This is a genomic window from Streptomyces sp. NPDC033845 (assembly GCF_055576225.1).
In genome coordinates, this window is record NZ_JBVIRI010000002.1 from 609,045 (window position 1) to 631,412 (window position 22,368).

Here is a 22,368-nt window from a genome sequence, read left to right on the forward strand (position 1 = left end):
GGTACGGCCGATACCGGGGTCCTCCGATCGGCCGACCCGATCCGGCCGCGCCACTGGTAGCCGGGGCCCCCGGCGGGCCGGCCAGGTGTAGCCGCCGGAGCACCGGGGACAGGGAGGGTGCAAGCAATCGCATGCCGCAACGGCATGCCGCCATGGCATTCCGTCGATCGCCGGAGGTAGTCCGTGCCCGTCCCGCCGCTGGTCCCGCAGTCCGCCGCCCCGCAGTCGAGCTACTCCTCCGGGACCTCGGACGTACCGCTGCTGGGCGACACGATCGGCGAGAACCTGGACCGCACCGTCCGCAGGTTCCCCGACCGGGACGCGCTCGTCGACGTGGCCGCCGGCCGCCGCTGGACCTACGCCGAACTGGCTGCCGACGTCGACGCCCTGGCCCTCGGCCTCCTCGAACTCGGCATCACCCGCGGCGACCGGGTCGGCATCTGGGCCCCCAACCGGGCCGAATGGGTCCTGGTCCAGTACGCCACCGCCAAGATCGGCGCCATCCTCGTCACCGTCAACCCCGCCTATCGATCCCACGAGTTGGCGTACGTGCTGCGACAGGCCGGGGTCCGGCTGCTGGCCGCCGCCGACCGCTTCAAGAGCTCCGACTACGCGGCGATGATCGAGGAGGTCCGGCCCGACTGCCCGGCCCTGGAACACGTGGTCCTGCTCGGCGGACCGCTCTGGGCCTCACTGCTCGACCGCGGCCGGGCCGCCGACCCGGCCGCCCTGGCCCGCGCCCGGGCCGCCCTCAGCCCCGACGACGCCGTGAACATCCAGTACACCTCCGGCACCACCGGATTCCCCAAGGGAGCGACCCTCTCCCACCACAACATCCTCAACAACGCCTACTTCGTCGGGGAGTCCTGCCACTACACCGAGCGGGACCGGGTCTGCGTCCCGGTGCCCTTCTACCACTGCTTCGGCATGGTCATGGGCAACCTCGCCTGCACCAGCCACGGTGCCGCCATCGTCATCCCGGCCCCGTCCTTCGACCCGGCCGCCACCCTCGCCGCCGTCGAGGCCGAGTCCTGCACCTCGCTCTACGGGGTCCCGACCATGTTCATCGCCGAACTCGCCCACCCCGACTTCGACCGCTGGGACCTCGGCAGCCTGCGCACCGGCATCATGGCCGGCTCGCCCTGCCCCGTCGAGGTGATGAAGGAGGTCATCGACCGGATGGGCATGACCGGGGTGTCCATCTGCTACGGCATGACGGAGACCTCCCCGGTGTCCACCCAGACCCTCGCCGACGACAGCCTCGACCGCCGGGTATCCACCGTCGGCCGGGTCGGCCCCCATCTGGAGGTGAAGGTCGTCGACCCGGCCACCGGCCGGACCGTGCCCCGCGGCGAACCGGGCGAGCTCTGCACCCGCGGCTACTCGGTGATGCTCGGGTACTGGGACGAGCCGGAGAAGACCGCCGAGGCCGTGGACGCGGCCCGCTGGATGCACACCGGCGACCTCGCCGTGATGGACGCCGACGGCTACCTCGCCATCACCGGCCGGATCAAGGACATGGTGATCCGCGGCGGCGAGAACCTCTACCCCCGCGAGATCGAGGAGTTCCTGCACGGCCACCCCGACATCGTCGACGTCCAGGTCATCGGGGTCCCCGACCCGAAGTACGGGGAGGAGCTGATGGCCTGGATCCGGATGCGGGAGGGCGCCGAACCGCTCACCGAGGCCGCCGTCCGCGCCTACTGCCAGGGCAGGCTCGCCCACTACAAGATCCCCCGCTACGTCCGTCTGGTGGAGGAGTTCCCGATGACCGTCACCGGCAAGATCCGCAAGGTGGAGATGCGCGAGACGGCCGCCCGGCTGCTGCTCCCCCCGGCCTGAGGCACCCTGTCCCGGGGGGCCGGTACGGCGGAGACTGGGCCCGGCAACCGCACCCGCGCGCCCCGCCCGCGGGCGCGCGGCCCCTCCGGACCCAGGGAGCCCCCTTGACCGCGGCACGGCCCAGCAAACTCGAAGTCCATCCGGCCGCCGGCCACATCGGCGCCGACATCACCGGCGTCGACCTCGCCACCGGCCTCGACGACCCGGCCGTGATCGCCGAGATCCGGGCGGCGGTCCTGCGCTGGAAGGTGGTGTTCTTCCGGGACCAGTACCTGGACCACAGCGCCCACATCGCCTTCGCCCGGCGGTTCGGCGAGCCCGTGGTCCTCGGCTCCCGGGGCGGCGCCTCCCCCCGGGAGCACCCCGAGATCGAGACCACCGCCGACCGGCTGGAACTCGGCGGCCGCTACGGCATGGACCACGCCGAATGGCTGGAGCGCCGCCGCCACCACCCGCTGCGCGGCTGGCACTGCGACCACGGGGCCCGGATCGACCCGCCCGCCGCGACCATCCTCCGCGCCGAGACCGTCCCGCCCTACGGGGGCGACACCACCTGGTCCAACCTGGCCGCCGCCTACGCCGGACTGTCCGCCCCGCTCAGGGCCTTCGCCGACGGACTGCGCGCCGAACACCGGCTGGGCGTCGGCTACCAGCCGCGCCCCGGCCAGGACGCCTATCTGCGGCACCTGCTGGACCACCAGACCGCCTCGGTGCATCCGCTGGTCCGGGTCCACCCGGAGACCGGGGAGCGGCTGCTGGCCGTCAACGGCTACTACGTGGAGCGGATCCTCGACCTGGCCCGCACCGAGAGCGGGCCGATCCTGGAGATGCTGCTGGAGCACGCCACCCGCCCCGAGTACACGGTGCGGTTCCGCTGGGAGCCGGGCAGCGTGGCCTTCTGGGACAACCGGGCCACCATCCACCTGGCCCCCAACGACACCGCCCACCTGGGGTTCCCCCGGCTCATGCACCGGGTGATGCTGGCCGGAGAGGTCCCGGCCGGGGTCGACGGCCGCCCCTCGGAACCCCTCGCCGGCCCCGCACCGGGCCACTGGTGAGCGGGCGGCCCGGGCCCCGGTAACCGGGCGGCCCGGGCCCCGGCGGTGGGTTCCCGGGGAGCGGCCCCGGCCCCCTCCCCGCCCCGGACCGCTCCGGCCCCCCGGACCCGCGCCCCGCCTCGGGACCAAGCCGCGGGCCGCCCGCAGGGGCCCCGGCGTCAGCACCATGCCACCGCGGCTCACTCTCCCGGGCGAGGGACCAACGTTTCGGCACCGGTGTCCCGTGTCCGGCCGGACGATCTTCGGCAAGTCTGAAGGAGTCCCGGCCTCGGACCAGGGAGAACCCATCAGCATGCGCCGAGCCTGTCTGGCCGTCCTGCTGGCCGTCGTCAGCGCGGCCACCGCCCTCACCGGCTGCACCGCACCCGCCGCCCCGGCCCCCGGGGGCCGGGGACCGGTCCCGTCCCGGTCCCTGACCCCCGTCGAGCTGCACACCCTCGACAGCGCCGAGCAGGTGCTCGTGGGCCGCTGTCTGCGCGCCCGGAACTTCGCCTACACCGCCGTCCCGGGCCCGCCCCCCGATCCGGCGCCCAGGTTCCCGTACGTCCTCGACGACATCGGCTGGGCCCGCGCCCACGGATACGGGCTGGAACGCGAGCGCCGGATCGCCGCCCGCCGGGCCGCCGACCCGAACGCCCGCTACTTCCGGACCCTGGACCCCGCCCGTCGGCGGGCCGCGCTCGCCGCCCTGCACGGGGCCCGCCCGGTCGGTCTGTCCGTCCGGCTGCCCGGCGGCGGGACCGCCTCAGCGGCCCGGGACGGCTGCTCCGCCGCGGCCCAGCGCGGACTGTACGGGGACCTCGACGCCTGGTTCGCGGCGAAGCTGACCGTCGCCAACCTGACCCCGCTGTACGTCCCCCGGGTCCGGGAGGACCCCCGGTTCCGGCGGGCCGTGACCGACTGGGCCCGCTGCATGGCGGACCGCGGCCACCGGTTCGCCGGCCCGCAGCACACCCGCCCGGCCCTGGCCGGACTGCTGCGCGGCCTGTCCGCCGACCGGGCCCGGGCCACCGAGGTCGGGCTCGCCGTGGACGAGGCCGAATGCGCCCGCGACAGCGGTCTGACCAGGACCGCCGCGGACCTCGACCACCGCTACGGATCGGAGGTCCGCCGGCGCTACGCGGACCCGATCGCCACCGGCCTGCGGCTCCAGCGCGGAGCGCTGCCCCGGGCCCACCGGATCCTCGCCGGGCAGTCCTGTCCCCGGCGTGACACGAAAGGAAACCCCTCATGTTTCGGAGCAACCGGATGAAGCTGCAGACCTCCCTCGCCGCCGGAGTCCTGGCCCTCTCCGCGGTCCTCGCCGCCGCCCTCCCCTCCGCCTCGGCGACCGCCGTCGAGTCCCGCCCGGCGATGGCCGACGGAAAGCTGTACGTATGGGAACACAACGGCGCCGGGGGAGCCGGCTGCAACTGGAGCGGGGACGACAGCGACTACCGCTACAACACCGGCTGCGGGGACATGAACGACAAGGTGTCCTCGGCCAAGAACGACGGCTACGCGGGCAGTTACGAGGACGTCCTGTTCTACGAGAACATCGGCCGCCGGGGCTCCTTCGTCTGTCTCCCCAACGGCGTCTACTGGGGCAGCATGCCGGGCGGCTGGAACGACCGGATCTCCTCGCACAGCTGGGCCGACGCCTGCTGATCCGGCTGACCTGATCCGCCGCCCCTGACCCGAGGCGGCGGCGGGCGGGCCCGGGCCGAGACCCCGACACCCGGGCCCGGGCGTCCGCCGCCTCCCCCGTCTCCCGGGCCACCGGGGTTACCCTCGGAAGCCGGGGGCGGGGAAGGGAGGTCCGGTCATGTGCCGTTGGCTCGCCTACTCGGGATCGCCGATCCTGCTCGACTCCGTGCTGTACCGACCCGAACACTCCCTGATCAACCAGAGCCTGCATTCGCGGCTGGGAGTGGAGACCACCAACGGCGACGGCTTCGGCCTCGGCTGGTACAGCGCCGACGGGGACGGCAGCCCGGCCGTCTTCCGGGACATCGGCCCCGCCTGGAACAACCGGAACCTCCTCGAACTGGCCGGGCACGTCCGCTCCCGGATGTTCTTCGCCCATGTCCGGGCCTCCACCGGGACCGCGATCCAGCAGACCAACTGCCATCCCTTCCGGCACGGCCGCTGGATGTGGATGCACAACGGCTCCATCACCGACTTCCACCGGCTGCGCCGCGATCTGTGCATGGCCGTGGACCCGGCCCTGTTCCCGGCGATCGAGGGCTCCACCGACTCCGAGGTGATGTTCTACCTGGCCGTGACCTACGGCCTGGACCAGGACGTGCCCGGTGCGGTGGCGCGGATGGCGGGCCTGGTGGAACGGATCGGCAAGGAGCACGGGGTGCCGAACCCGCTCCAGATGACCGTGGCGGTCGCGGACGGCGAGCAGGTGTGGGCGTTCCGCTACTCCAGCGAGCGCCGGTCCCGTTCGCTGTTCTACAGCAGCCGGGCCGAGACGGTCCGCCAGCTGCACCCGGAACTGGCCTATCTGAACGGGGTGTCCGAGGCCAGCAGGCTGATCGTCTCCGAGCCCCTCGGCAATCTGCCCGGGGTGTGGAACGAGCTGCCGGAGGGGAGCTACGCGGTGATCCCCTCCGGACCGGAGGACTATCTGCCGTTCATCCCCGAGTACCCGTAGCCGAACCGGCCGACCCCGCCGCCCGGAGCCGCCGGGCCCGGGCGCGCCGCAGGGCCACTCCGACCCCGGCCCCGGCGAGCGCCGCCAGACCCACCCCGGCCACCGCCGGCCAGGGGGACCCGTCCGGATCCCCGCCCGCGGGGGCGGTGGACGCGGGGGCCGCCGTGGCGGGTGTCGCGGACGCGGGCACGGCGGTGGCGGGTACCGAGGTGGAGGGTGCGACGGCCGCGGGGACCGGGGTGGCCGCCACCGTCAGCTCCCGTTCCCCGCGCCCCAGCCCGGGGAACCCGGCCGCAACGATGACCTTCCAGCGCCCCGGCGGCAGCGCCTCGGCGGTGGTCCAGTCGGCCGGGCCGCCGCCCGCGGCCCGGACCAGCCGCCAGGGGCCCGCGGTCGTGGATCCGTCGGCGCTGACCGCCTCCACCGTGGCGGCCACCCGTTCCTCCACCGGATCGCCGTCGTTCTCCCAGGTCACTCGGGTGGCCACATGGCCTTCCCGGTGTCCGGTGACCTCCACGCGCAGGGTGTCGCCGTGCGCGGCGGCGGGAGTGGCGGCGCCGAGCAGGAGGAGGGGGAGGAGGAGGCCGGCGGCCGGGACCGCCGACAGGAGTGTTCTTCGCATACCGATACCGGTCCTTCGGTTCCTTCGATCACGGTGGTTTCGACCAAGGGGGAGGGGAGAGGGAGGGAAGGGCACGGGGGACGGGCGGACGGGTGGACGGGCCGCCAGGGGACGGGCCCGTCCGCCCGCCGTCAGGGGGCCGGAGGCCCGCTCAGCCGGCCTTGCGGGCCGTCCACGCCTGCGCCGTGCGTCCGTCGGCGCGCTGGAGGTCCAGCAGCCGGGCCCCGTAGTAGGGGCGGCCGCTGACGGTCAGGGCGTACGCCCCGGAGCGCTCGGTGACGGTCAGCGAGCCGCCCTTCGCCGCCAGCCTCCACTGCTGGGCGGTGCTGGCGGCGGCGCAGGGCCGCTGGGCGACCCACATGCCGGCCGCCGGGGCCCCGCCGGGCTGGAGGCACTTGCCGGAGGCCGCGGACCGGATCCGGACCAGCCCGTTGCCCGCGTCGTCGAAGTACCACTGCTGCTGGGCGTATCCGTTCGCCTGGGCGCCGACGAGGACCGTGCCGTCGGCCGAACGGCCGCCCCAGAGCTCGGCGTTCATTCCGCTGCTGCCGTTGCCGAGGAGGTAGCGGATGCCGGGGGCGGTGTTGCCGCCGTCGGTGCCGGCCGTCCGGAAGCCCGTGGACCGGCCGGGCCCGCTGTCCCGGCCCTGCGCGTCCCGGACCGAGACGGCGACGGTGTGGGCGGTGGAGGGCCGCAGGTTGTAGATCCGCAGGGTGCTGCCCTGGACCCAGGTGAGGTGCTTGCCGTCGAACAGCACCTGGTACCAGACGGCGCCCGTCACCCGCGGCCAGCTGACCACCACGGAGTCCGGCTGGATCTGCCCGACGGTGACGTCGGGGCCGGTGCCCGGGCGCGGACCGGTCGGGGTCGGCGTGGGCTTGGCGGTGGGCGTCGGCTTGGTCGGCTTCGGGGTGGGGGTGGGCCCCGGGTCGGTGCCGCCGCCCTTGGCGCGCATCAGGAACTGGTTGTCGGCGATGTTCCAGTGGGTGGCCAGATAGCTGCCCGGCCTGGGGTTGGTGTGGAAGTAGTCGTCGTGGTTGCAGTCCAGGATGTTCTCGGCGGCCTGGTTGGCACACACCGTCCGCATCTTGGGGTAGTACGGGGTGTCGGAGTAGCACATGACGTCCCACTCGTCCGTGCAGTGCGCGCCCCGGCTGGTGTTGGGCGCGCTGTTGTTGACCGCGCCGAGGTTGTGGCCGAGTTCGTGGGCCGCGGTGTGGCCGCCCCAGCATCCGGAGTCGGTCCGGCCGTAGGAGGGGCCGAAGTTGCTGAGGTTGGACTGGGCGGGCCGCTCGTCCCCGTTGAAGGTGCCGATGCCGCAGTAGACCTGGGCGTCCGCGAAGATCATGTACTTGCGGTCGCGGCGGTCGAGGCCCTTGGCGGCCAGCGCCCGGTTGGTGGCGCCGAACTCGGAGAGCGCGGAGTCGGGCAGTTCGATGTTCAGCACGGTCGGAGTGCAGTCCGCCGCCGTCACGTACCGGATGTGCCGGGTGCCGCCGGTCTCCTGGGCGCTGGCCGAGTAGATGAGGTCGGCGTCGGCGGCCCATTTGCGGAAGGAGGCCGCGTACTGGGAGTAGCGGTCGCGGCCGGGCCCGTGGACGTACACCACCTGGACCCGGTTGCCGGTGGAGCCGTCGCCCTCGCACTGGACGGTCTGGCCGGCCGGTCCGGCGGCGGGGGCGCGCTGTGCCGCGGGGGAGCGGGTCGGTCCGGCGGGGGTGCCGGGCGAGGGGGCGGTGGCGGCGGCCGGTGACCGGTCGGCGGTGCGGGCGTCGGCGGCGGGCGCGTCCTGAGAACGCCCGCCGTCCCGCCCGGTGGCCGGGTCCCGGGCCGGCGGTCCGGCGGGGTCGGCAGCCTGGGCGACGGCGCGCACGGCGGGCGGGGTGTCCTTCTTGATGTCCACGCCCTTGGGCGGGGCGTCGGGCCCGTGGGTGCAGTGGCCGGCCTCGGTGCGGTAGACGCCCGCGCAGTGGTCGCCCTGGGGGGCGGCCTTCAGGCCGTCGTAGACCATGCCGCGGGCGGGCTGGTTGGCGGGCTTCTCGCGGATGGGTTCCGGTTCCTCGTCCCGGGCCGGTTCGGCGGCGGGGGTCGCGGACTGGGCGGCACCGGCGATGTCGGCGGGCGGGGCGCCGAGCCGGGCCACGGCGGCGCCGGAGTCGGCCCGGCCGGCCTCGTAGGCGAAGCCGCCGGCCACCACGGCGGCCACGGCCATGGCGGCGGTGAGGCCTATGAGCCGTCCGCGCGGCCTGCGCTGACGGTCGGTCAATCTTCGATGTCTGGACATGCGCACCTCAATTCCTGGGTCGGGAGGTGGGGTGCGCGGAAGCCTGCCAGAGGTTCCGGACGGAGAATTCGGACAAAGCGGAGCCGGTGCGAGGATTTCAATCCGTTACCTGATGGCTCAATCTAATGAACTGTCAACTTGCTTATAAAACAAGGGAGTTACGCGCGTGGATCTCTATTGGTCCAGGCCATTTCATTGATGTCGTTATACAATCGAGATCATCGCCGGATAGTTATTGACATGAATTCAGTAAAACTTTCATCCACTGCTCACCTCGTGAATTCCCCCGGTCACCACTGGTGAGCGCGGTGCCGCCGCCGAGGCGGCCCCGGGACGTACGGTGAACCGGTGCGACCCACCCCGACCGCCCTGGCCGCCTCCGCGCTGCTGTGCGCGACCCTGCTGGCCTGTACCGCGCACCAGCCCAAGACCCGTTTCCAGGCGGCACCGCTGCCCGCGCTCGCCGCCGAGGTGAGCGAGGTGCCGGCGGACCGGCTGGGCGCCTCCTACCGTCCCGGCTGCCCGGTGCCGCCCGACCGGCTGCGGCTCATCCGGATGAACCACTGGGGATTCGACGGCAAGGTGCACCGGGGCGAACTCGTCGTCCACCGCAACTCGGTCCGCCCACTGCTGCACGTCTTCGGAAAGGCCTTCGAGGCCCGCTTCCCGATCCGCCGGATGAAGCCCACCGCCGCGTACGGCGGCAGCGACGAGAAGGCCATGGCCGACGACAACACCTCCGCCTTCAACTGCCGCCGGGTCACCGGGGACCCGCGCCGGCTCTCCCGGCACGCCTGGGGCGACGCGGTGGACATCAACCCGGTCGAGAACCCGTACGTGGACCGGGCCGGCACCGTCCACCCCCCGGCCGGCCGCCCCCACCTCCGCCGGGACCCGGCCGGCCCCGGCACCATCCACTCCGGCGACGTCCTCACCACCGCCTTCCGCCAGGTCGGCTGGCACTGGGGCGGCCGCTGGAGCAACCCGGACTACCAGCACTTCTCGGCGGGCGGCGGTTAGTCCGCGCGCCAGCGCGTCCGCGCGGGGCCCGTTGTGCCAGGCTCGACCCGACGGAGGGGGGTACGGCGGTGAGGGAGACGAGAACGCAGTGAGCAGCCCGATCAGCCCCGGCAACCCCGCCGGCAGCCCCGGTGGAGCGACCCCCGGAGACCCCTTCCCGGTGGACCCCGGCGCCCCCCGCCCGGACGGCACGGGTGCCGGCGGCAGCGGCGACGCCCGCGCCTCGCTGCGCGTCCTGGTGCTGGCCGGCTCCTCCCGCGACGGTTCGGTGAACGGCCGGCTCGCCGCCCTCGTCGCCGGCCTGGTGGTCCGGGCCGGGGCCACGGCGGACCTGGCCACCCTCGGCGACTTCCCCATGCCCCCCTACGACGGGGACACCGAGGCCGGTGAGGGCCCGCCCGCCGGGGCCGTCGCCCTGCGGGACCGCCTGGACGCGGCACAGGCGCTGGTCATCGCCTCGCCCGAGTACAACGCCTCGGTCCCCGGCGTGGTGAAGAACGCCGTCGACTGGGTGTCCCGGCTGCGGCCCCAGCCGTTCAAGGACAAGCAGACCCTGCTGGTCTCCGCCTCGCCCTCGATGGTGGGCGGCAACCGGGGCCTGTGGGCGCTCCGGGTGCCGCTGGAGCACCTCGGCGCCCGGGTCTACCCCGACATGTTCAGCCTGGCGATGGCCCACCAGGCCTTCGCCCCCGACGGCAGCCTCACCGACCCGGAACTCCGCGAACGGCTCGGCGCCACCATCGGTTCCTTCCTCGACCTGGTCGAGGCCGACACCCGCTACCTGTGCCTGCGGCACCGCTGGTACGAGTTCCTCGGCGACCGCACCGACGCCCCGGTCACCGCCCGCGCCCAGGACTGAACCGGTCGCCCGCCGGTGGGGCCGGGAACGGCACAGCGGACGATAGGGGGAACCCCACCGGCCCGGGCCCGCACCCGCCCGGCCGGCGTCCCCGGAAGGCTGACCGTGCATCAAGGCGTCAACTACTACATACCGTCCATCGCGCTCGGCCTGGCCGCGCTCGCCCGGCTGCCCGCGCTGGTCCGCGGCCGGCACGAACCGACCGTCCGTCTGGTGAACGCCCTGATCCTGCTGCCCTGCGTGGGCTTCGCCTGCGCGGCGCCGCCCACGGTCACCCTGGTCAACCGGCTCTCCGGCGTCCCCAACTTCTCCGCCCTGCTGGTCCACTGCCTCCTCTGCGCCTACGCCGGGACCAGCCTGATGCTGATGGAGTACTGGCGCGGGGAACCCGGCACCCCCCGGCGCACCCGCGGCCGGGCCCGCGCCTGGCGGCGCGGCTACACGGCCCTGGGCGCCTTCCTGATCCTCTGCTTCACCCTCGGCGAGGCCCCCGCGGAACGGCCGGTGGACTTCGACACCTACTACGCCACCACCCCCTTCATCCGCGAGATGCTCCTCGGCTACCTGCTCGGCTACACGGTCGCCGCCCTGGTCACCGCGGCGACCTGCTGGAACTGGCTGGTCGACCTCTACGGACCGGCCGGCAGGAACCCCGGCGGCCACCACCCGGAGACCGGGGAGCCCTTCCCGGCGGGCCGCCCCGCCGTCCGGGGCTCGCTCCGGGTCGGACTGCTCGTCCTGGTCGTCGCCTCGGTCGCCAACGTGATCTTCGGGGTCTTCAAACTCGCCGCCATCACGGCCCGCTGGACCGGCCGGAACTGGGACCTCCTCAACGAGACCATGGCCCCGTTCATGGCCCTCAGCGGCATGATGGTCAGCGTCGGCTTCCTCGTCCCCGTCTTCGGCCCGCCGTTCGCCGACCGGATCTGGGGGCCGCTCCAAGGGGTCCTCGGCCTGCGCCCGCTGTGGCGGCTGGCCCGCCGCCACCCGTCCGCCGCCCGCAACCCGATGGCGATCCCGGCCCCCTGGCACGCCGGTCCCGAACAGCACCTGACCTACCGGCTCACCAACATCCACGACTGGATGCTGGAACTCCGCGACCACTGCGACGACCGGATCCGGGAGGACGCCTACCACCGGGCCCTGGACGACGGGGCCGGGGAACGGGACGCCGTCGCCGTCGGACTCGCCGTGATGCTCCGGGCGGCCGCCCGGGCCCGGGCCCGGGAGGTCACCGCACCGCCCGACAGCAGCGTCCGCGCCCTGCGCGCCCTGCGGGCCGCCGAGGCCGAGCACCCCGACCTCACGCTCCGGATCTCCCGGGCCCTGCGCACCGCACCACCGCCCGCCGCGGCACACCCCCGGCACCCCGCCGCCCACGGCTGAACCGGCCGGGGGCACGGGGCGGGAAGCGGCCGGAGAACGGCCGGGGACCGCTCAGGGAGCGGGGACCGGCAGGGCGTCGACCAGCTCGGCGGACAGCTCGATGTCGAACTCCTCCCGCAGCACCCGCCGGAGCTCGCCGCGTTCCACCGCCCGCTCCTCGGTGCGGCCGTCCGGGAAGGTGGTCGTCCGGGTCAGCCCGTCGATCCGGTCGTGCCGGTCGGCCCGGAACCGCTGCACGAACAGCCGCTTCACGAACGGCGAACGCGGATGCGTGCCCACGAAGTGGCTGCCCACCACGAAGTCGATCGGGAACTGCGGGTTCAGGGTGAAGGTGTGCCGGTGCGCCCACCCCCGCGGCCCGCGCTCGTACAGCCACCAGCGGTCGATGCCGTGCCCGCCGGTGCCGCGCACCATCCGGAACCGCCAGCCCTCGAAGTCGGCCTCGGCCCCGTCCGCCAGCTCCACCGGTCCCAACGGCCCCCAGCCGAAGCCCACATCGCACAGCCAGGTCCGGTCGTCGTCCGCCGGGGTGACCGCCAGCAGCGCATGGGTGGCCGGCAGGATCTTCTCCTGCCCCAGGGTGACCCGCCCGCTCAGCGCCGTGAACCCGAACCCCAGCCGCTCCAGGGCGGCCGCGAACAGCGTCACGTGCTCGTAGCAGTAGCCGCCGCGCCGCCCGTGCACCAGCTTCCGCTGGACCGACTCCACGTCCAGCGGCAGCGGCACGCCCAGGACGGCGCTGACGTTCTCGAAGGGCAGCGCGGTCGTGTGCGCCCGGTGCAGGGCGCGCAGCACCTCCAGCGTGGGCGCCCGTTCACCGGTGTACCCGATCCGCCCCAGATAGCCGTCCAGATCGAGCAGTTCGCCGCTCCACACCGTGTCGACGGTCCCGTCCCCGTGTTCGTTCCGCATCTCCCCAGCCTAAACGATCACTTGTGGTCGCCGTGGGTGACGATTCGGCAACGTTCCGTGTCCGCGGGGGCTCATGCCCCCGGCACAGGGCAGAACTCCCGGTGTGCTCACCCAAGCAATCGCCAGGATCATGGGCCGGCCCAAGGCCGGACCCGTCGTGTTCACCGCGGACTTCGCCTCGACCTCCCAGTGGGTGGCCGGCCGCTCCTGGGCCTATCCGGACGGCGGCCCGGTCAACCCCGGGGACAACAAGCTCGACCACCTGGTGGCCGATCCCGACTACAGCCGGGGCGGGACCTTCCGGGCCACCCTCCGCCCCGACGGCAACTGGGACGCCGGACTCCTGACCACCGAGGGCAGCGACGAGGAGTTCACCGTACGGGCCGGGGACGTGCTGGAGACCCGGGTGCGGCTGCCCGAGGAGACCGGCGCCTGGCCCGCGGTCTGGACCTGGCGGGACGGCGGCCAGGAGATCGACGTGTTCGAATACCATCCCGACAACCCCGACCTGCTGGAACTCTCCAACCATGTGCACGGCTCCTCCCACTACCACCGGGACGGGGCCGTCCGGCCCGGCGGCTGGGTGGACCTCACCGTCGAGTTCGGCGCCCGCTCGGTGGTGTGGTGGGTGAACGGCCGCAAGGTCTACGCGGACCGGCGCGGGGTGGGCCGCCGCTGGCGCGCGTACCTGATCGTCAACCTCTCGGTCTGCGCCGGGCGCTACCACCCGGCACCCGACCCCGGGGTCACCGAGATGTCCTACGAGGTCGCCCACCTCCGCGTCCGGCGCCCCTGACGCACCGGACGTACGGACCCACCGGACTCACGGGCGGGCCGGACTCACCGGCGGGCCGGACTCACGGGCGGGCCGGAACCCGGCGGCGGATCCCGCCGCCGGGCGGCTCAGACGAGGCGCAGGGTCACGGCCAGCCGGGCCGGCCGGCCCGGGGCGGCCACCAGGGGCTCGGTGATCCGGGCGGTCTCCACACAGAGGAACTCCCGATAGCCCTCGTCGGTCATGTCCCCCATGGAGGCGGACAGTTCCGGGCCGGGGTTCCACACCACCACGTCGCTGTGCCCGTGGTGCTCCACCTCCACGGTGCGGCCGAGCGCCCGGTCCACTAGCGGATTGACCGCCGCGGCCCCGCCCGCGATCAGCTCGGTGTGCCCGGTGGCCGTGAACGGCCCGGCCAGGGCGACCCGTTCGCCGTCCCGCAGCCGGTCCGCGTACTCCGCCCCCAGGCCGGCCAGGTCCGCCGCGCCCAGCTCCCCGATCCGCAGATAGGTGTGCAGGGCGGCGGTGGTCCGGTGCTCGCCGGCCGCCTCCAGGACGACCTCGCAGGTGCGGCCGTCCAGCCGGATCCGGACGGTGGCCTCGAAGGCGTGCGGCCAGTACGCCCGGGTCCGGTCGTCGTCGCGGAGGGTGAGGGTCAGCTCGACCCCCTCCACGTCCTCCCGGTGCCCGGCGAGCTCCCAGGGCAGGATCCGGGCGAACCCGTGCGCGGGCCGCCCGGCGTTCCCGAACCACGGCCAGCAGAGCGGGACCCCGCCCCGGACGGCGGTCCCCGGCTCGAAGCGCGCCGCCTCGCTGAGCCACAGCACGGGCTCGGCGCCGGCCGGCTGCCAGGCCAGCAGCTGGGCGCCCTGGAAGCTGACGGCGGCCCGCAGCCGGGGGTGGTCGACGACCAGGAGCGGGAGCCCGCCCATCACACGGACCGAGACGGACTCGCCCAGCCGCTCCGCCACGTCCAGGTCCAGGAGGTTCTTGTTCACCCGTCCACTCTACGAGACGGTCCCCGGCCCGCCCGCGCTCCACAGCGTCCGGCCGTCGAGCACCAGGACCACGTCACCCGCGGGCCGCACCAGCAGCCGGGCGCCCGGCCGTCCGGCGGTGCCCGAGGACCAGGCGGTGCCGCCGGAGGCCGTACGGACCGTCAGTTCCCCGTCGGCCGAGAAGAACGCGTCGGCCCCGGCGCCGCCGGTACCGGAGTTCCACAGGGCGCGGCCCCCCTGGTCCTCCAGGACCAGCGAGCCGCCGGTGTCGAAGAGCAGCCTGACCCTGCCCGCGTCCAGCACGTCACCCGGGCGGAGCACCGTGCCGGGGTGCACCTCGATGGAGTCGTCGAGCCGGCCCTCGGAGAGGGCGCGCAGCGCGGGCACCGAGGGGGTGAAGGCGTACACGGCGCCCTCGGTGCGGACGTACTGCCGGAAGTACAGCGAGGTGGCCTTGCTCCCGGTCCCGGAGGGCGACTCGAAGGCGGCGGCGGCCTCGGTCCCGATCACCGGGTCGGTGCCGGGCCGCGGGTGCCGGGCCGGCGGGAAGTCGGCGTCGTTGATCCAGCGCTGGGCGATGAACTCGAACTGGGACACCAGGTCGGCCTGGTGACTGACGAACACCAGCCCGCGCTCCGCCGCCGGGTCGTCCTCGGTGCCCCGGCGGTAGGGCGGCCCGTAGGGGATGCCGCGCCGGATGATCCGCCGGGAGTCCATCTGGGCGATGGGGAGCGGCGGCCGGCCCGGGGTGGTGACCAGGCCGCCGCGCGGGTTGCTCTTGCGGATGTGCGAGAACAGCGGGGTGGTCCAGCCCTGGAGGTCGTCGTGGAAGTCCAGGGCCCCGTCGAGGTCCTCGCCGGGCAGCGGGATCCGTTCGGCGGCCGGGCAGCTGGCCACCGGGGCCCCGCCGGGCCAGCGGCCCACCATCCGGGCGGCCAGCCAGGTGGCGTCCGCCTCGGCCGGGGCGGCCCCGGAGCGCTTCAGCTCCGCCAGGCACTCGGCGGCCTGCTCCCACCATCCGGCCACGTCCTGGGCGAGCCGCCGCACCACGTGGAAGGAGCCGCCGGTGGCCCAGGCCGGCAGCCCGGCCGGGCGCTGTCCGACCCGCTCCTGCCCGACCAGGAACTCCCCGGCCGGGACCATCCTGGTGCCGGGCCGGCCCTGGACGGTCGCGGAGTCCTTCGGGTCGGGGGTGTCGAAACCTCGTACGCCGGGCTGGCTGATCGCGTCCTGGAAGCCAAACTGCTCGTGCCCGCGGAGCTCACCGGGCAGGGTGCCGCCGTCCTGCCGGAACAGCACGGTCGCGCCCGCCTTGCGGAGCTCGCCGCGGTGCCGGTGGACGGCCTCGGCCAGCCGGTCGGGCTCGTCCGCGGCGAGCGTGAGCACGGCGTGCAGCTGCTGCTCGCCGGCCCCGAACCGCCAGGTGCCGGGGGCACTGGCCCCGGTGTCGCCGAGCTGTTCGGCACGGCCGGCCGCGCCCGCCCGGAAGGCCTCTGCGGTGCTGCTGGCCGGGACCGCGGGGAAGGGGGCCTTGCCGGCGAGGAGTTCCAGCCCCGGCCAGGTGAGGCTGATACCGGTCCACAGGGCGGCCATGGTGGTCGGGTCCACGCCGTTGCGGAGGCTGCGGGCGGCGCTGAAGTTCCGGTTGAAGCCGGCGACCTTGTCGGTGGTGGAGATCTCCGGCAGCAGCCGGCCGAGCCAGCGGCGGGCCAGTCCGGGCTCCCGGAAGTGCAGCATCAGCAGGACGGCGTGATCCTTGCGGAAACCGGCCAGGATGTCGCCCTGGGTGGTGGTGTCGGCCCGCAGCGGCAGGGCCGCGGCCGCGCCGCGTGCGGCGGCGGGCACCGCCGGGGCCGCCGGTGCCGGTGCCACGGCCGCCGCGGCGCGGCCGGCCAGGGCGGCCGGGGTGCTGATGGCCAGGGCCGCGGTGGCGAGGGCACCGGCACCGGCCCGGACGACGGTCCGGCGGCTGGGCCGGTCGGTCCGGGCGTGCGGGCAGGCGGGGGAGGGCGGGATGTGCATCGGGTCCTCCGGCGAGGGGGGGTGGAGCGGCGAGCTGCCGATGATCATCACCCTGGGCGATCACCCGGAGCGGCGCGAGGCGGGCGCACCGACCGAGTGACGGAGGGTCAGCCCGTCAGGGGAACCGGCCCGTCGGGAGCGCCGGCCCCTCGGAGCTGCCCCTCGGAGCGGCCGGTCAGGAGCGGCCGCTCCAGGCGGCGGCCGCGGCCCAGAAGTCCCGCATCAGCGGCGGGGACGCGGGCCCGGACAGCTCCCGCTGGGTCAGCAGGACGGTGACCAGCCCGGTCGCGGGCACCAGATGGGCGGCCGTTCCGGTGCCGCCGATCCACCCGTACCGGCCCGGGACGTTCCACGGGTCCACCGGATCCACGTCCACCGACCCGCCGTAGCCCCACCCCTGGCCCTCCAGGAAGAGCGTGGAGTCGGCCCGCTGGGCCGGGGTGAGGTGGTCGGTGGTCATCAGCCGTACGGACGCGGGGGAGAGCAGCCGGCGCCCGGCATGGCTGCCCTCGGCGAGCAGCAGTCGGGCGAAGGCCAGGTAGTCCTCGGCGGTGGAGACCAGGCCCCCCGCGCCGGAGGGGAACCCGGGCGGCCGGCTCCACTGCCCGCCGGGCGGGTCGACGAGCTCCAGTTCCCCGCCGGCCCCCTCCTCGCCGCCGGTGCCGCGGTAGTAGCCGGTGAACCGGTCGAGGTCGGCGGCCCGTACGGAGAACCCGGTCTCCGTCATCCCCAGCGGCTCGAAGAGCCGTTCGGCCAGGAAGGCGTCGAGGGGGCGGTCCGCTACCCGGGCGATCAGCACCCCGAGCAGGTCGGAGCAGGTGTTGTACAGCCAGGCGGTCCCGGGCTGGTACAGCAGCGGGATCCTGGCCAGCGCGGCCGTCCAGGCGTCCGGCTCGGCGACCAGCAGGGGCTGCGGCGGGCCCTGGCGGAGCTCGGAGAACAGCGGGGCGACGGCCGGCAGGCTGAAGTCCGAGGGGAAGCCGTAGCCGGCCCGGGAGCTCAGTACGTCGGCCAGGGTGATCGGCCGCTCGGCCGGCACCAGGTCGTCCACCGGCCCGGCCGGGTCCCGGACCACCATGGGCGCGGCCAGCTCGGGCAGCCATTCCCGCACCGGGTCCCGCAGGGCGATCCGGCCGTCGTCGACCAGCATCATCGCGGCGGCCGCGACCACCGGCTTGGTGAGGGAGGCGATCCGGAACAGGCTGTCCCGGGTCATCGGGGCCGTGCGGTCGGTCCCGGTCCATCCGGCGACGGCCACCTCCACCGCCCGCCCCCGGGCCACCAGCGCCACCGCCCCGGGGACCGTCCCGTCCGCCACCCGATCGTCCAAGAGCCTCTGAATGACGTCCATGGGAGGAATTCTGCTCCGCCGACAGGGTGGCGGCACCCTACTCCTGTGACGGATGTGGCGGGCGGGGTCCGAGGTTCGCAAGGGTGTTCAGGACCTGGATCGTGTGTCCTGCCGACAACCCCGTACGCCCGCGCTACCACACTCGTCGTAGTTGCCCCCGAATGCCCCCTCTGACCTGCGGCGGAGCGGAAATCCGGGCACTCGGATCGCGATCGTTACCTTTCCGGGCTGGCAGTCCCGAGCCGGGGGAGGCGCATACTGGGATCACGATGACAAAGCCTTCCGCGCCCCGGCGCCACCTGCCCACCAGCCCCTTCGCCGCTCCGGTCGCCCCGCCGGCCAAGCATTTCGAGCTCGGGGACCGGGTCACGCACGACCAGTACGGACTCGGTCGGATCATCGGTGTCGAAGAGGGCATCGCGATGCTCGTCGACTTCGGCGGTCAGACGGCCCGCATCCTCAGCCCGTACACCCGGATGGGAAAGCTCTGACCAGACGACCCCTCAGCTCCCCGTGAGCGGCCCACCGGCCCCCACCACCGGACCCGGTAAGCGCCGCGGCAGGGCCGTGAGCGCTCCGGCGCCCCCGACCCCGGTCGACGGCGTGCCCGGGGCGGCCGGTCGTGCGGAGTAAGCGGGGCTGCCGTCCGGGCCCGGCCGTGGTCGGATCGGTCCATGGACGATCCGTACAGCCTCGATGCCCCGACCATCGCCGTCAGCTGCGCCGCCCAGCGCGCGGCGGCCCGTCGGGCCGTGGCCGCGCACGCCTCCGGCGCGGAGGAACTGGACGAGCTGCTCGACATGCTCGGCCTGAACCCGGGCCAGGAGCTCCGGTCGGCCGACCGCGCCGACCGCCGCGCCGACCCCTAGGTCGTCTTCCACCCCTCGCGGCTCTGAGACCCCCCGAACGGGCCCGGACCGAACGGGCCCGGACAGGCCGAACGGCCGGACCCCGGGGGGTTCCGGCCGTTCAGTCGGGGCTGGAGCGGTCAGCTGCCGGCGGAGACGTTGCCGGACAGCACCGGGATGTTGCTGAGGATGTGCGACAGCGGCTCGTCACCCTTGGCCTGGGTGGAGTTCTCGGCGCACTGCTGGTTCTGCGGGTTGGACAGGACGTTGATGTCCTGGACACCGACGTTGACCAGGGCGACCAGCGACTGGGCGTTGACCTTCGCCGGCAGGCCGATGCAGGGCTTGTTGGCGGAGCCCTGGACCAGGCCGAGCTGCGGGCTCATCGCGCCTTCGGTCTTCTGGTTGCCGTAGACCTGCTGGGAACCGTTGCCGTTGACGGTGTTGACGCCGTTGTCGTTGCCGATGGCCATCGCCGGGGCGGCGATGGCGGCGCCCGCGCCGACCACGGCGGCGGTGGCGGCGGCGGTGGCCATGATCTTCTTGAACATCGTTCATCCTCTTCAGTCGTACAAGCGGCCCCTGCTAGGGCGCCTGCAAGGGCGCCCTGATCAACTCGGCACCGCCCTCCTGGTTCCGCACCTTCACCCGGATGGCGGCAACCGCTCGACCCGATGTCCGAAGGGCCGGTCCCCGGTGCGGTTTTGGTCCGACGGGAGGAACGTCAATACGATCCCCCGATGATCACAAGAAGATGGGTCGCGGCGGGAGCGTGCGGGCTGCTCGCCGCACTCACCGTCGGATTCCTCCCCGGCACCGCCGCGGCGGACGCGCCGGCCGCCACCGAACCCCCCAAGGTCGAACTGGTCCTGGACGTCAGCGGATCCATGCGGGCCACCGACATCGACGGCAAGTCCCGCATGGCCGCCGCGAAGCAGGCCTTCAACGAGGTCATCGACGCGGTGCCCGCCGAAGTCCGCCTCGGCATACGCACCCTGGGCGCCGACTACCCGGGCGACGACCGCAAGGTCGGCTGCAAGGACACCCGGCAGCTCTACCCGGTCGGCCCGCTGGACCGCACCGAGGCCAAGACCGCCGTCGCCACCCTCGCCCCCACCGGCTGGACCCCGATCGGCCCCGCCCTGCTCGGCGCCGCCCAGGACCTCGAAGGCGGCGACGCCACCCGCCGGATCGTGCTCATCACCGACGGCGAGGACACCTGCGCCCCGCTCGACCCCTGCGTGGTCGCCCGGGACATCGCCGCCAAGGGCATCCACCTGGTGATCGACACCCTCGGACTGGTCCCCGACGCCAAGACCCGGGCCCAGCTCACCTGCATCGCCGAGGCCACCGGCGGCACCTACACCGCCGTCCAGCACACCTCCGAACTCTCCGGCCGGGTCAGACAGATCGTCGACCGCGCAGCCGACCCCGTCGCCAAGCCGGTCGTCACCCGGGGCGCCGGCGAATGCCGCGCCGCCCCCGTACTGGCCGCCGGCCTCTACAGCGACCGCGAGACCTTCGGCGAACACCGCTGGTACCAGGTGGCCGTCAAGCCCGGCCAGGAACTCCGCGCCTCGGTCAGCGTCTCCGCCGACCGGGCCGTCAACAACGACTACGGGGTGCTGCTCCGCGCCGTCACCCCGGAGGGACGCGAGATCGTCCGCGGTTCCGAGGCCGGCGACGGCCGCACCGACGTGATCTCCACCGGCCTCCGCTACCCCAAGGCCCCCGCCGAGGACGACCGGGACGAGGACACCGCCGAGACGGTCTGCCTCCAGGTCAGCAACTCCTTCTCGGCGCCCGCCGGGGTCAAGACCACCCCCGGCATGCCCGTGGAACTCACCCTCGACCTGGTCGACGGCCCCGAGGACTCCTCCGACGCCGCCTCCTTCGGCCTCGGACGCGGCTGGTGGCTGCTCGCCGTCCTGGCGCTGACCGGCCTGCTGGCCGGACTGGTCTGGGGCTGGGTCTCGCGCTGGCGCGTCTCTGTCTGGAGGACCAACTGATGCGTTCCGCACGCAAGGCCACCCGAACGGCCACCGCCGCCCTGCTCGCCGCCGCGGCCCTGCTCGGGCTGCCCGCCGCCGCGACCGCCGAGAGCCCCTCCCCGTCCACGTCCGCGTCCTCGGCCGCCGAACAGGCCGGACCCACCCGGGCCGGCACCGGCTTCCACACCGCCACCCCCTTCCGCCCCGGACAGCGGGCCACCGCCGAGGCCTCCACCGGCGACTACCTCTACTGGGTGGTCCCCGTGGACGCCCGGCAGCGGCTCACCGTCCGCGCCACCGTCACCTTCCCCGACACCGCGGCCCGCCGCGGCGCCTCCACCTGGCGGGTCGACGTCTACGACGGGCTGCGCCGCCGCCAGGCCTGCACCGACGGCGCGCAGACCGTCACCGTGCCCAAGGACTCCGGCACCGCCGAACTGTCCTGCGTGCTGCGCACCGTCCGGGCCGCCGCCGAACCCTGGGCGAACGACCCGCTGCCCGGCAGCTACTACATCCGGCTCACCGTGGCCGACCTCCCCGACGAGGACCTGGGCCTGCCCGTCCGGGCGGCCGTCGAGGCCGGGGCCGAGGACCGGGGCGGCGCCCACGCCGTGGACGGCTCCCTCGGCGAGCCCCTGGTACCGGGCGTCTCGGCGGCCGGTGCCGCCGCCACCGCCGCCGCGGCCGAACTCCGCGCACCGGAGGACGGCTGGGCCGGCGGCTGGTGGTCCGACCGCTGGATCTGGACCGCGGCCGGCGGACTGCTCGCCGCCCTCGCCGGCATCCTCGGGTACCGCCTCACCCGGGGCTCCGGCCGGCCGGCCCGGGTACCGCCCCAGGCCTGACCCGTTCACCGGCAGCCCGTGTCGCACCGCCCCCGCGGGGCGGCACGGGCCCGATAGTGGCCCTGTGAACGATGAGAACCACCCGGCGCACGGGACCGGCCGGCCCGACGGGCAACCCACCGCCTGGGCCGGACCCGCCGGGGCCGAGGCCTTCGCCGCCGTGGAGGCCGCCACCGACTGGCTGCTCGGCTACCCGTTCGTGTTCCGGGCCCTCGCCCGCCGGATCGGCCCCGGCGAGGTCCTGGTCGACTACGGCTGCGGCCCCGGCGCGGTGGCCGACCGGGCCGCCCGCCGGCTCCGCGCCCGGGTGATCGGCGTGGACACCTCACCCGAGATGCTCGCCCTGGCCCGCCGCACCGCCACCGCCGTCGCCGAGTTCCACCCGGTCGAGGACGGCCGGGTCACCGGCCTCCCGGACGGCTGCGCGGACGCCGCCATGTGCAACCACGTGCTCGCCTCACTGCCCACCGAGGAGGCCGTCCACGGGGTGCTCACCGAGATCCGCCGACTGCTCAGGCCCGGAGCCCCGCTGGTCCTGCTCGCCACCGACCCCGGCTGCGGCGGCACCGAGTACGCCTCCCTGCGGATCGGCGACCGGGGACGCGTCTACGCCCCGGGCGACCGGCTGACCGTACGCCTGCTGCGGACCGACGGGACCTGGCAGGAGATGCACAACCACGCCTGGCCGGTGGGCCGGCAGGCCGCCCTGCTGGAACGCGCCGGGTTCCGCGACGTGGTCCAGCACCGGCCCACCGTGGACGAGGCCCTCGCCCTCGCCGAACCCGCCCTCGCCCACAGCCGCCCCTGGACCGCCGAACGGGCCGCACCACCCCTGGTGGTCACCACCGCCCTGGCCGGCTGAACGGCATCCGTCCACACCCCCGGACCGGGATGTCGGTGCCGCCTGCCAGGAT

Annotated in this window: 21 protein-coding genes; 14 read left to right on the forward strand and 7 right to left on the reverse strand. The window is 74.4% G+C overall.

Annotated elements, in window-relative coordinates; translation table 11 throughout:
- Window positions 1–183: 183 nt before the first annotated feature.
- The 5 genes from ACZ50K_RS06755 to ACZ50K_RS06775 all read left to right on the forward strand — a co-directional run bounded on the left by ACZ50K_RS06755 (window position 184) and on the right by ACZ50K_RS06775 (window position 5,541).
- A complete protein-coding gene (locus ACZ50K_RS06755; RefSeq protein ID WP_468898270.1) occupies window positions 184–1,842 on the forward strand; it encodes an AMP-binding protein in 1,659 nt (552 codons plus the stop codon).
- 104 nt (window positions 1,843–1,946) lie between these two features.
- Window positions 1,947–2,900, forward strand: a complete 954-nt coding sequence (locus ACZ50K_RS06760; protein WP_468898272.1) for a TauD/TfdA dioxygenase family protein — start codon at window positions 1,947–1,949, stop codon at window positions 2,898–2,900.
- A gap of 292 nt (window positions 2,901–3,192) precedes the next feature.
- Window positions 3,193–4,152 carry a hypothetical protein gene (locus ACZ50K_RS06765; RefSeq protein ID WP_468898275.1) on the forward strand — a complete coding sequence of 320 codons (960 nt, stop codon included), beginning with the start codon at window positions 3,193–3,195 and terminating at the stop codon, window positions 4,150–4,152.
- Window positions 4,149–4,547: a hypothetical protein gene (locus ACZ50K_RS06770; RefSeq protein WP_468898277.1), complete on the forward strand. Its 399-nt coding sequence runs from the start codon at window positions 4,149–4,151 to the stop codon at window positions 4,545–4,547. Before ACZ50K_RS06765 ends, ACZ50K_RS06770 begins: the two co-directional genes overlap by 4 nt.
- A 157-nt stretch (window positions 4,548–4,704) precedes the next feature.
- Complete coding sequence (locus tag ACZ50K_RS06775) at window positions 4,705–5,541, forward strand: class II glutamine amidotransferase (RefSeq protein WP_468898279.1); 837 nt, start codon at window positions 4,705–4,707, stop codon at window positions 5,539–5,541.
- On the opposite strand, the gene ACZ50K_RS06780 is transcribed toward ACZ50K_RS06775, so the two are convergent.
- Complete coding sequence (locus ACZ50K_RS06780; RefSeq protein WP_468898282.1) at window positions 5,522–6,163, reverse strand: hypothetical protein; 642 nt, start codon at window positions 6,161–6,163, stop codon at window positions 5,522–5,524. The two genes, ACZ50K_RS06775 and ACZ50K_RS06780, sit on opposite strands and share 20 nt — an antisense overlap.
- A gap of 151 nt (window positions 6,164–6,314) precedes the next feature.
- A complete protein-coding gene (locus tag ACZ50K_RS06785; RefSeq protein ID WP_468898285.1) occupies window positions 6,315–8,429 on the reverse strand; it encodes an RICIN domain-containing protein in 2,115 nt (704 codons plus the stop codon).
- A gap of 366 nt (window positions 8,430–8,795) precedes the next feature.
- Between ACZ50K_RS06785 and ACZ50K_RS06790 the strand changes: the two genes are divergently transcribed.
- The 3 genes from ACZ50K_RS06790 to ACZ50K_RS06800 all read left to right on the forward strand — a co-directional run bounded on the left by ACZ50K_RS06790 (window position 8,796) and on the right by ACZ50K_RS06800 (window position 11,712).
- Window positions 8,796–9,467: a M15 family metallopeptidase gene (locus tag ACZ50K_RS06790; RefSeq protein ID WP_468898288.1), complete on the forward strand. Its 672-nt coding sequence runs from the start codon at window positions 8,796–8,798 to the stop codon at window positions 9,465–9,467.
- 226 nt (window positions 9,468–9,693) lie between these two features.
- A complete protein-coding gene (locus ACZ50K_RS06795) occupies window positions 9,694–10,326 on the forward strand; it encodes an NADPH-dependent FMN reductase (RefSeq protein ID WP_468898507.1) in 633 nt (210 codons plus the stop codon).
- A 105-nt stretch (window positions 10,327–10,431) separates the two neighbouring features.
- The gene (locus ACZ50K_RS06800; RefSeq protein WP_468898291.1) at window positions 10,432–11,712 is read left to right on the forward strand and encodes a DUF6545 domain-containing protein; all 1,281 of its coding nucleotides are present in this window, start codon (window positions 10,432–10,434) and stop codon (window positions 11,710–11,712) included.
- Between the two features lie 51 nt (window positions 11,713–11,763).
- Here the strand turns inward: ACZ50K_RS06800 and ACZ50K_RS06805 are convergent, their stop codons facing one another.
- Window positions 11,764–12,624 (reverse strand): arylamine N-acetyltransferase family protein, encoded by an 861-nt coding sequence (locus tag ACZ50K_RS06805; protein ID WP_468898293.1) that lies wholly within the window; start codon window positions 12,622–12,624, stop codon window positions 11,764–11,766.
- A gap of 130 nt (window positions 12,625–12,754) precedes the next feature.
- On the opposite strand from ACZ50K_RS06805, the gene ACZ50K_RS06810 reads away from it, so the two are divergent.
- Window positions 12,755–13,420 (forward strand): glycoside hydrolase family 16 protein, encoded by a 666-nt coding sequence (locus ACZ50K_RS06810; protein WP_468898509.1) that lies wholly within the window; start codon window positions 12,755–12,757, stop codon window positions 13,418–13,420.
- Between the two features lie 107 nt (window positions 13,421–13,527).
- Here the strand turns inward: ACZ50K_RS06810 and ACZ50K_RS06815 are convergent, their stop codons facing one another.
- The 3 genes from ACZ50K_RS06815 to ACZ50K_RS06825 all read right to left on the reverse strand — a co-directional run bounded on the left by ACZ50K_RS06815 (window position 13,528) and on the right by ACZ50K_RS06825 (window position 17,770).
- Window positions 13,528–14,397, reverse strand: coding sequence for a D-hexose-6-phosphate mutarotase (locus tag ACZ50K_RS06815; protein WP_468898295.1), 870 nt, complete (start codon window positions 14,395–14,397; stop codon window positions 13,528–13,530).
- Window positions 14,398–14,406: 9 nt separating this feature from the next.
- Entirely contained in the window at window positions 14,407–16,419 is a 2,013-nt protein-coding gene (locus ACZ50K_RS06820; protein WP_468898297.1) for a Dyp-type peroxidase, read from the reverse strand.
- A 175-nt stretch (window positions 16,420–16,594) separates the two neighbouring features.
- Entirely contained in the window at window positions 16,595–17,770 is a 1,176-nt protein-coding gene (locus ACZ50K_RS06825; RefSeq protein ID WP_468898299.1) for a serine hydrolase domain-containing protein, read from the reverse strand.
- A gap of 269 nt (window positions 17,771–18,039) precedes the next feature.
- On the opposite strand from ACZ50K_RS06825, the gene ACZ50K_RS06830 reads away from it, so the two are divergent.
- Entirely contained in the window at window positions 18,040–18,261 is a 222-nt protein-coding gene (locus ACZ50K_RS06830; protein ID WP_468898302.1) for a hypothetical protein, read from the forward strand.
- A gap of 183 nt (window positions 18,262–18,444) precedes the next feature.
- Window positions 18,445–18,639: a hypothetical protein gene (locus ACZ50K_RS06835; protein WP_468898305.1), complete on the forward strand. Its 195-nt coding sequence runs from the start codon at window positions 18,445–18,447 to the stop codon at window positions 18,637–18,639.
- A gap of 119 nt (window positions 18,640–18,758) precedes the next feature.
- On the opposite strand, the gene ACZ50K_RS06840 is transcribed toward ACZ50K_RS06835, so the two are convergent.
- Window positions 18,759–19,169, reverse strand: coding sequence for a rodlin (locus ACZ50K_RS06840; RefSeq protein ID WP_468898308.1), 411 nt, complete (start codon window positions 19,167–19,169; stop codon window positions 18,759–18,761).
- 189 nt (window positions 19,170–19,358) lie between these two features.
- On the opposite strand from ACZ50K_RS06840, the gene ACZ50K_RS06845 reads away from it, so the two are divergent.
- From ACZ50K_RS06845 to ACZ50K_RS06855, 3 genes are all read left to right on the forward strand, one after another.
- Complete coding sequence (locus ACZ50K_RS06845) at window positions 19,359–20,627, forward strand: VWA domain-containing protein (protein ID WP_468898310.1); 1,269 nt, start codon at window positions 19,359–19,361, stop codon at window positions 20,625–20,627.
- A complete protein-coding gene (locus ACZ50K_RS06850) occupies window positions 20,627–21,454 on the forward strand; it encodes a hypothetical protein (protein ID WP_468898313.1) in 828 nt (275 codons plus the stop codon). Before ACZ50K_RS06845 ends, ACZ50K_RS06850 begins: the two co-directional genes overlap by 1 nt.
- A 64-nt stretch (window positions 21,455–21,518) precedes the next feature.
- Entirely contained in the window at window positions 21,519–22,316 is a 798-nt protein-coding gene (locus tag ACZ50K_RS06855; RefSeq protein ID WP_468898316.1) for a class I SAM-dependent methyltransferase, read from the forward strand.
- The last annotated feature ends 52 nt before the right edge of the window (window positions 22,317–22,368 follow it).

Bases quoted from the DNA above. Each gene is read 5' to 3' on its own strand.
- ACZ50K_RS06765 (WP_468898275.1), top strand. From the start codon at position 3,193: ATGCGCCGAGCCTGTCTGGCCGTCCTGCTGGCCGTCGTCAGCGCGGCC.
- ACZ50K_RS06770 (WP_468898277.1), top strand. From the start codon at position 4,149: ATGAAGCTGCAGACCTCCCTCGCCGCCGGAGTCCTGGCCCTCTCCGCG.
- ACZ50K_RS06775 (WP_468898279.1), top strand. From the start codon at position 4,705: ATGTGCCGTTGGCTCGCCTACTCGGGATCGCCGATCCTGCTCGACTCC.
- ACZ50K_RS06780 (WP_468898282.1), bottom strand. From the start codon at position 6,163: ATGCGAAGAACACTCCTGTCGGCGGTCCCGGCCGCCGGCCTCCTCCTC.
- ACZ50K_RS06805 (WP_468898293.1), bottom strand. From the start codon at position 12,624: ATGCGGAACGAACACGGGGACGGGACCGTCGACACGGTGTGGAGCGGC.
- ACZ50K_RS06810 (WP_468898509.1), top strand. From the start codon at position 12,755: ATGGGCCGGCCCAAGGCCGGACCCGTCGTGTTCACCGCGGACTTCGCC.
- ACZ50K_RS06820 (WP_468898297.1), bottom strand. From the start codon at position 16,419: ATGCACATCCCGCCCTCCCCCGCCTGCCCGCACGCCCGGACCGACCGG.
- ACZ50K_RS06825 (WP_468898299.1), bottom strand. From the start codon at position 17,770: ATGGACGTCATTCAGAGGCTCTTGGACGATCGGGTGGCGGACGGGACG.
- ACZ50K_RS06830 (WP_468898302.1), top strand. From the start codon at position 18,040: ATGACAAAGCCTTCCGCGCCCCGGCGCCACCTGCCCACCAGCCCCTTC.
- ACZ50K_RS06835 (WP_468898305.1), top strand. From the start codon at position 18,445: ATGGACGATCCGTACAGCCTCGATGCCCCGACCATCGCCGTCAGCTGC.
- ACZ50K_RS06840 (WP_468898308.1), bottom strand. From the start codon at position 19,169: ATGTTCAAGAAGATCATGGCCACCGCCGCCGCCACCGCCGCCGTGGTC.
- ACZ50K_RS06845 (WP_468898310.1), top strand. From the start codon at position 19,359: ATGATCACAAGAAGATGGGTCGCGGCGGGAGCGTGCGGGCTGCTCGCC.
- ACZ50K_RS06850 (WP_468898313.1), top strand. From the start codon at position 20,627: ATGCGTTCCGCACGCAAGGCCACCCGAACGGCCACCGCCGCCCTGCTC.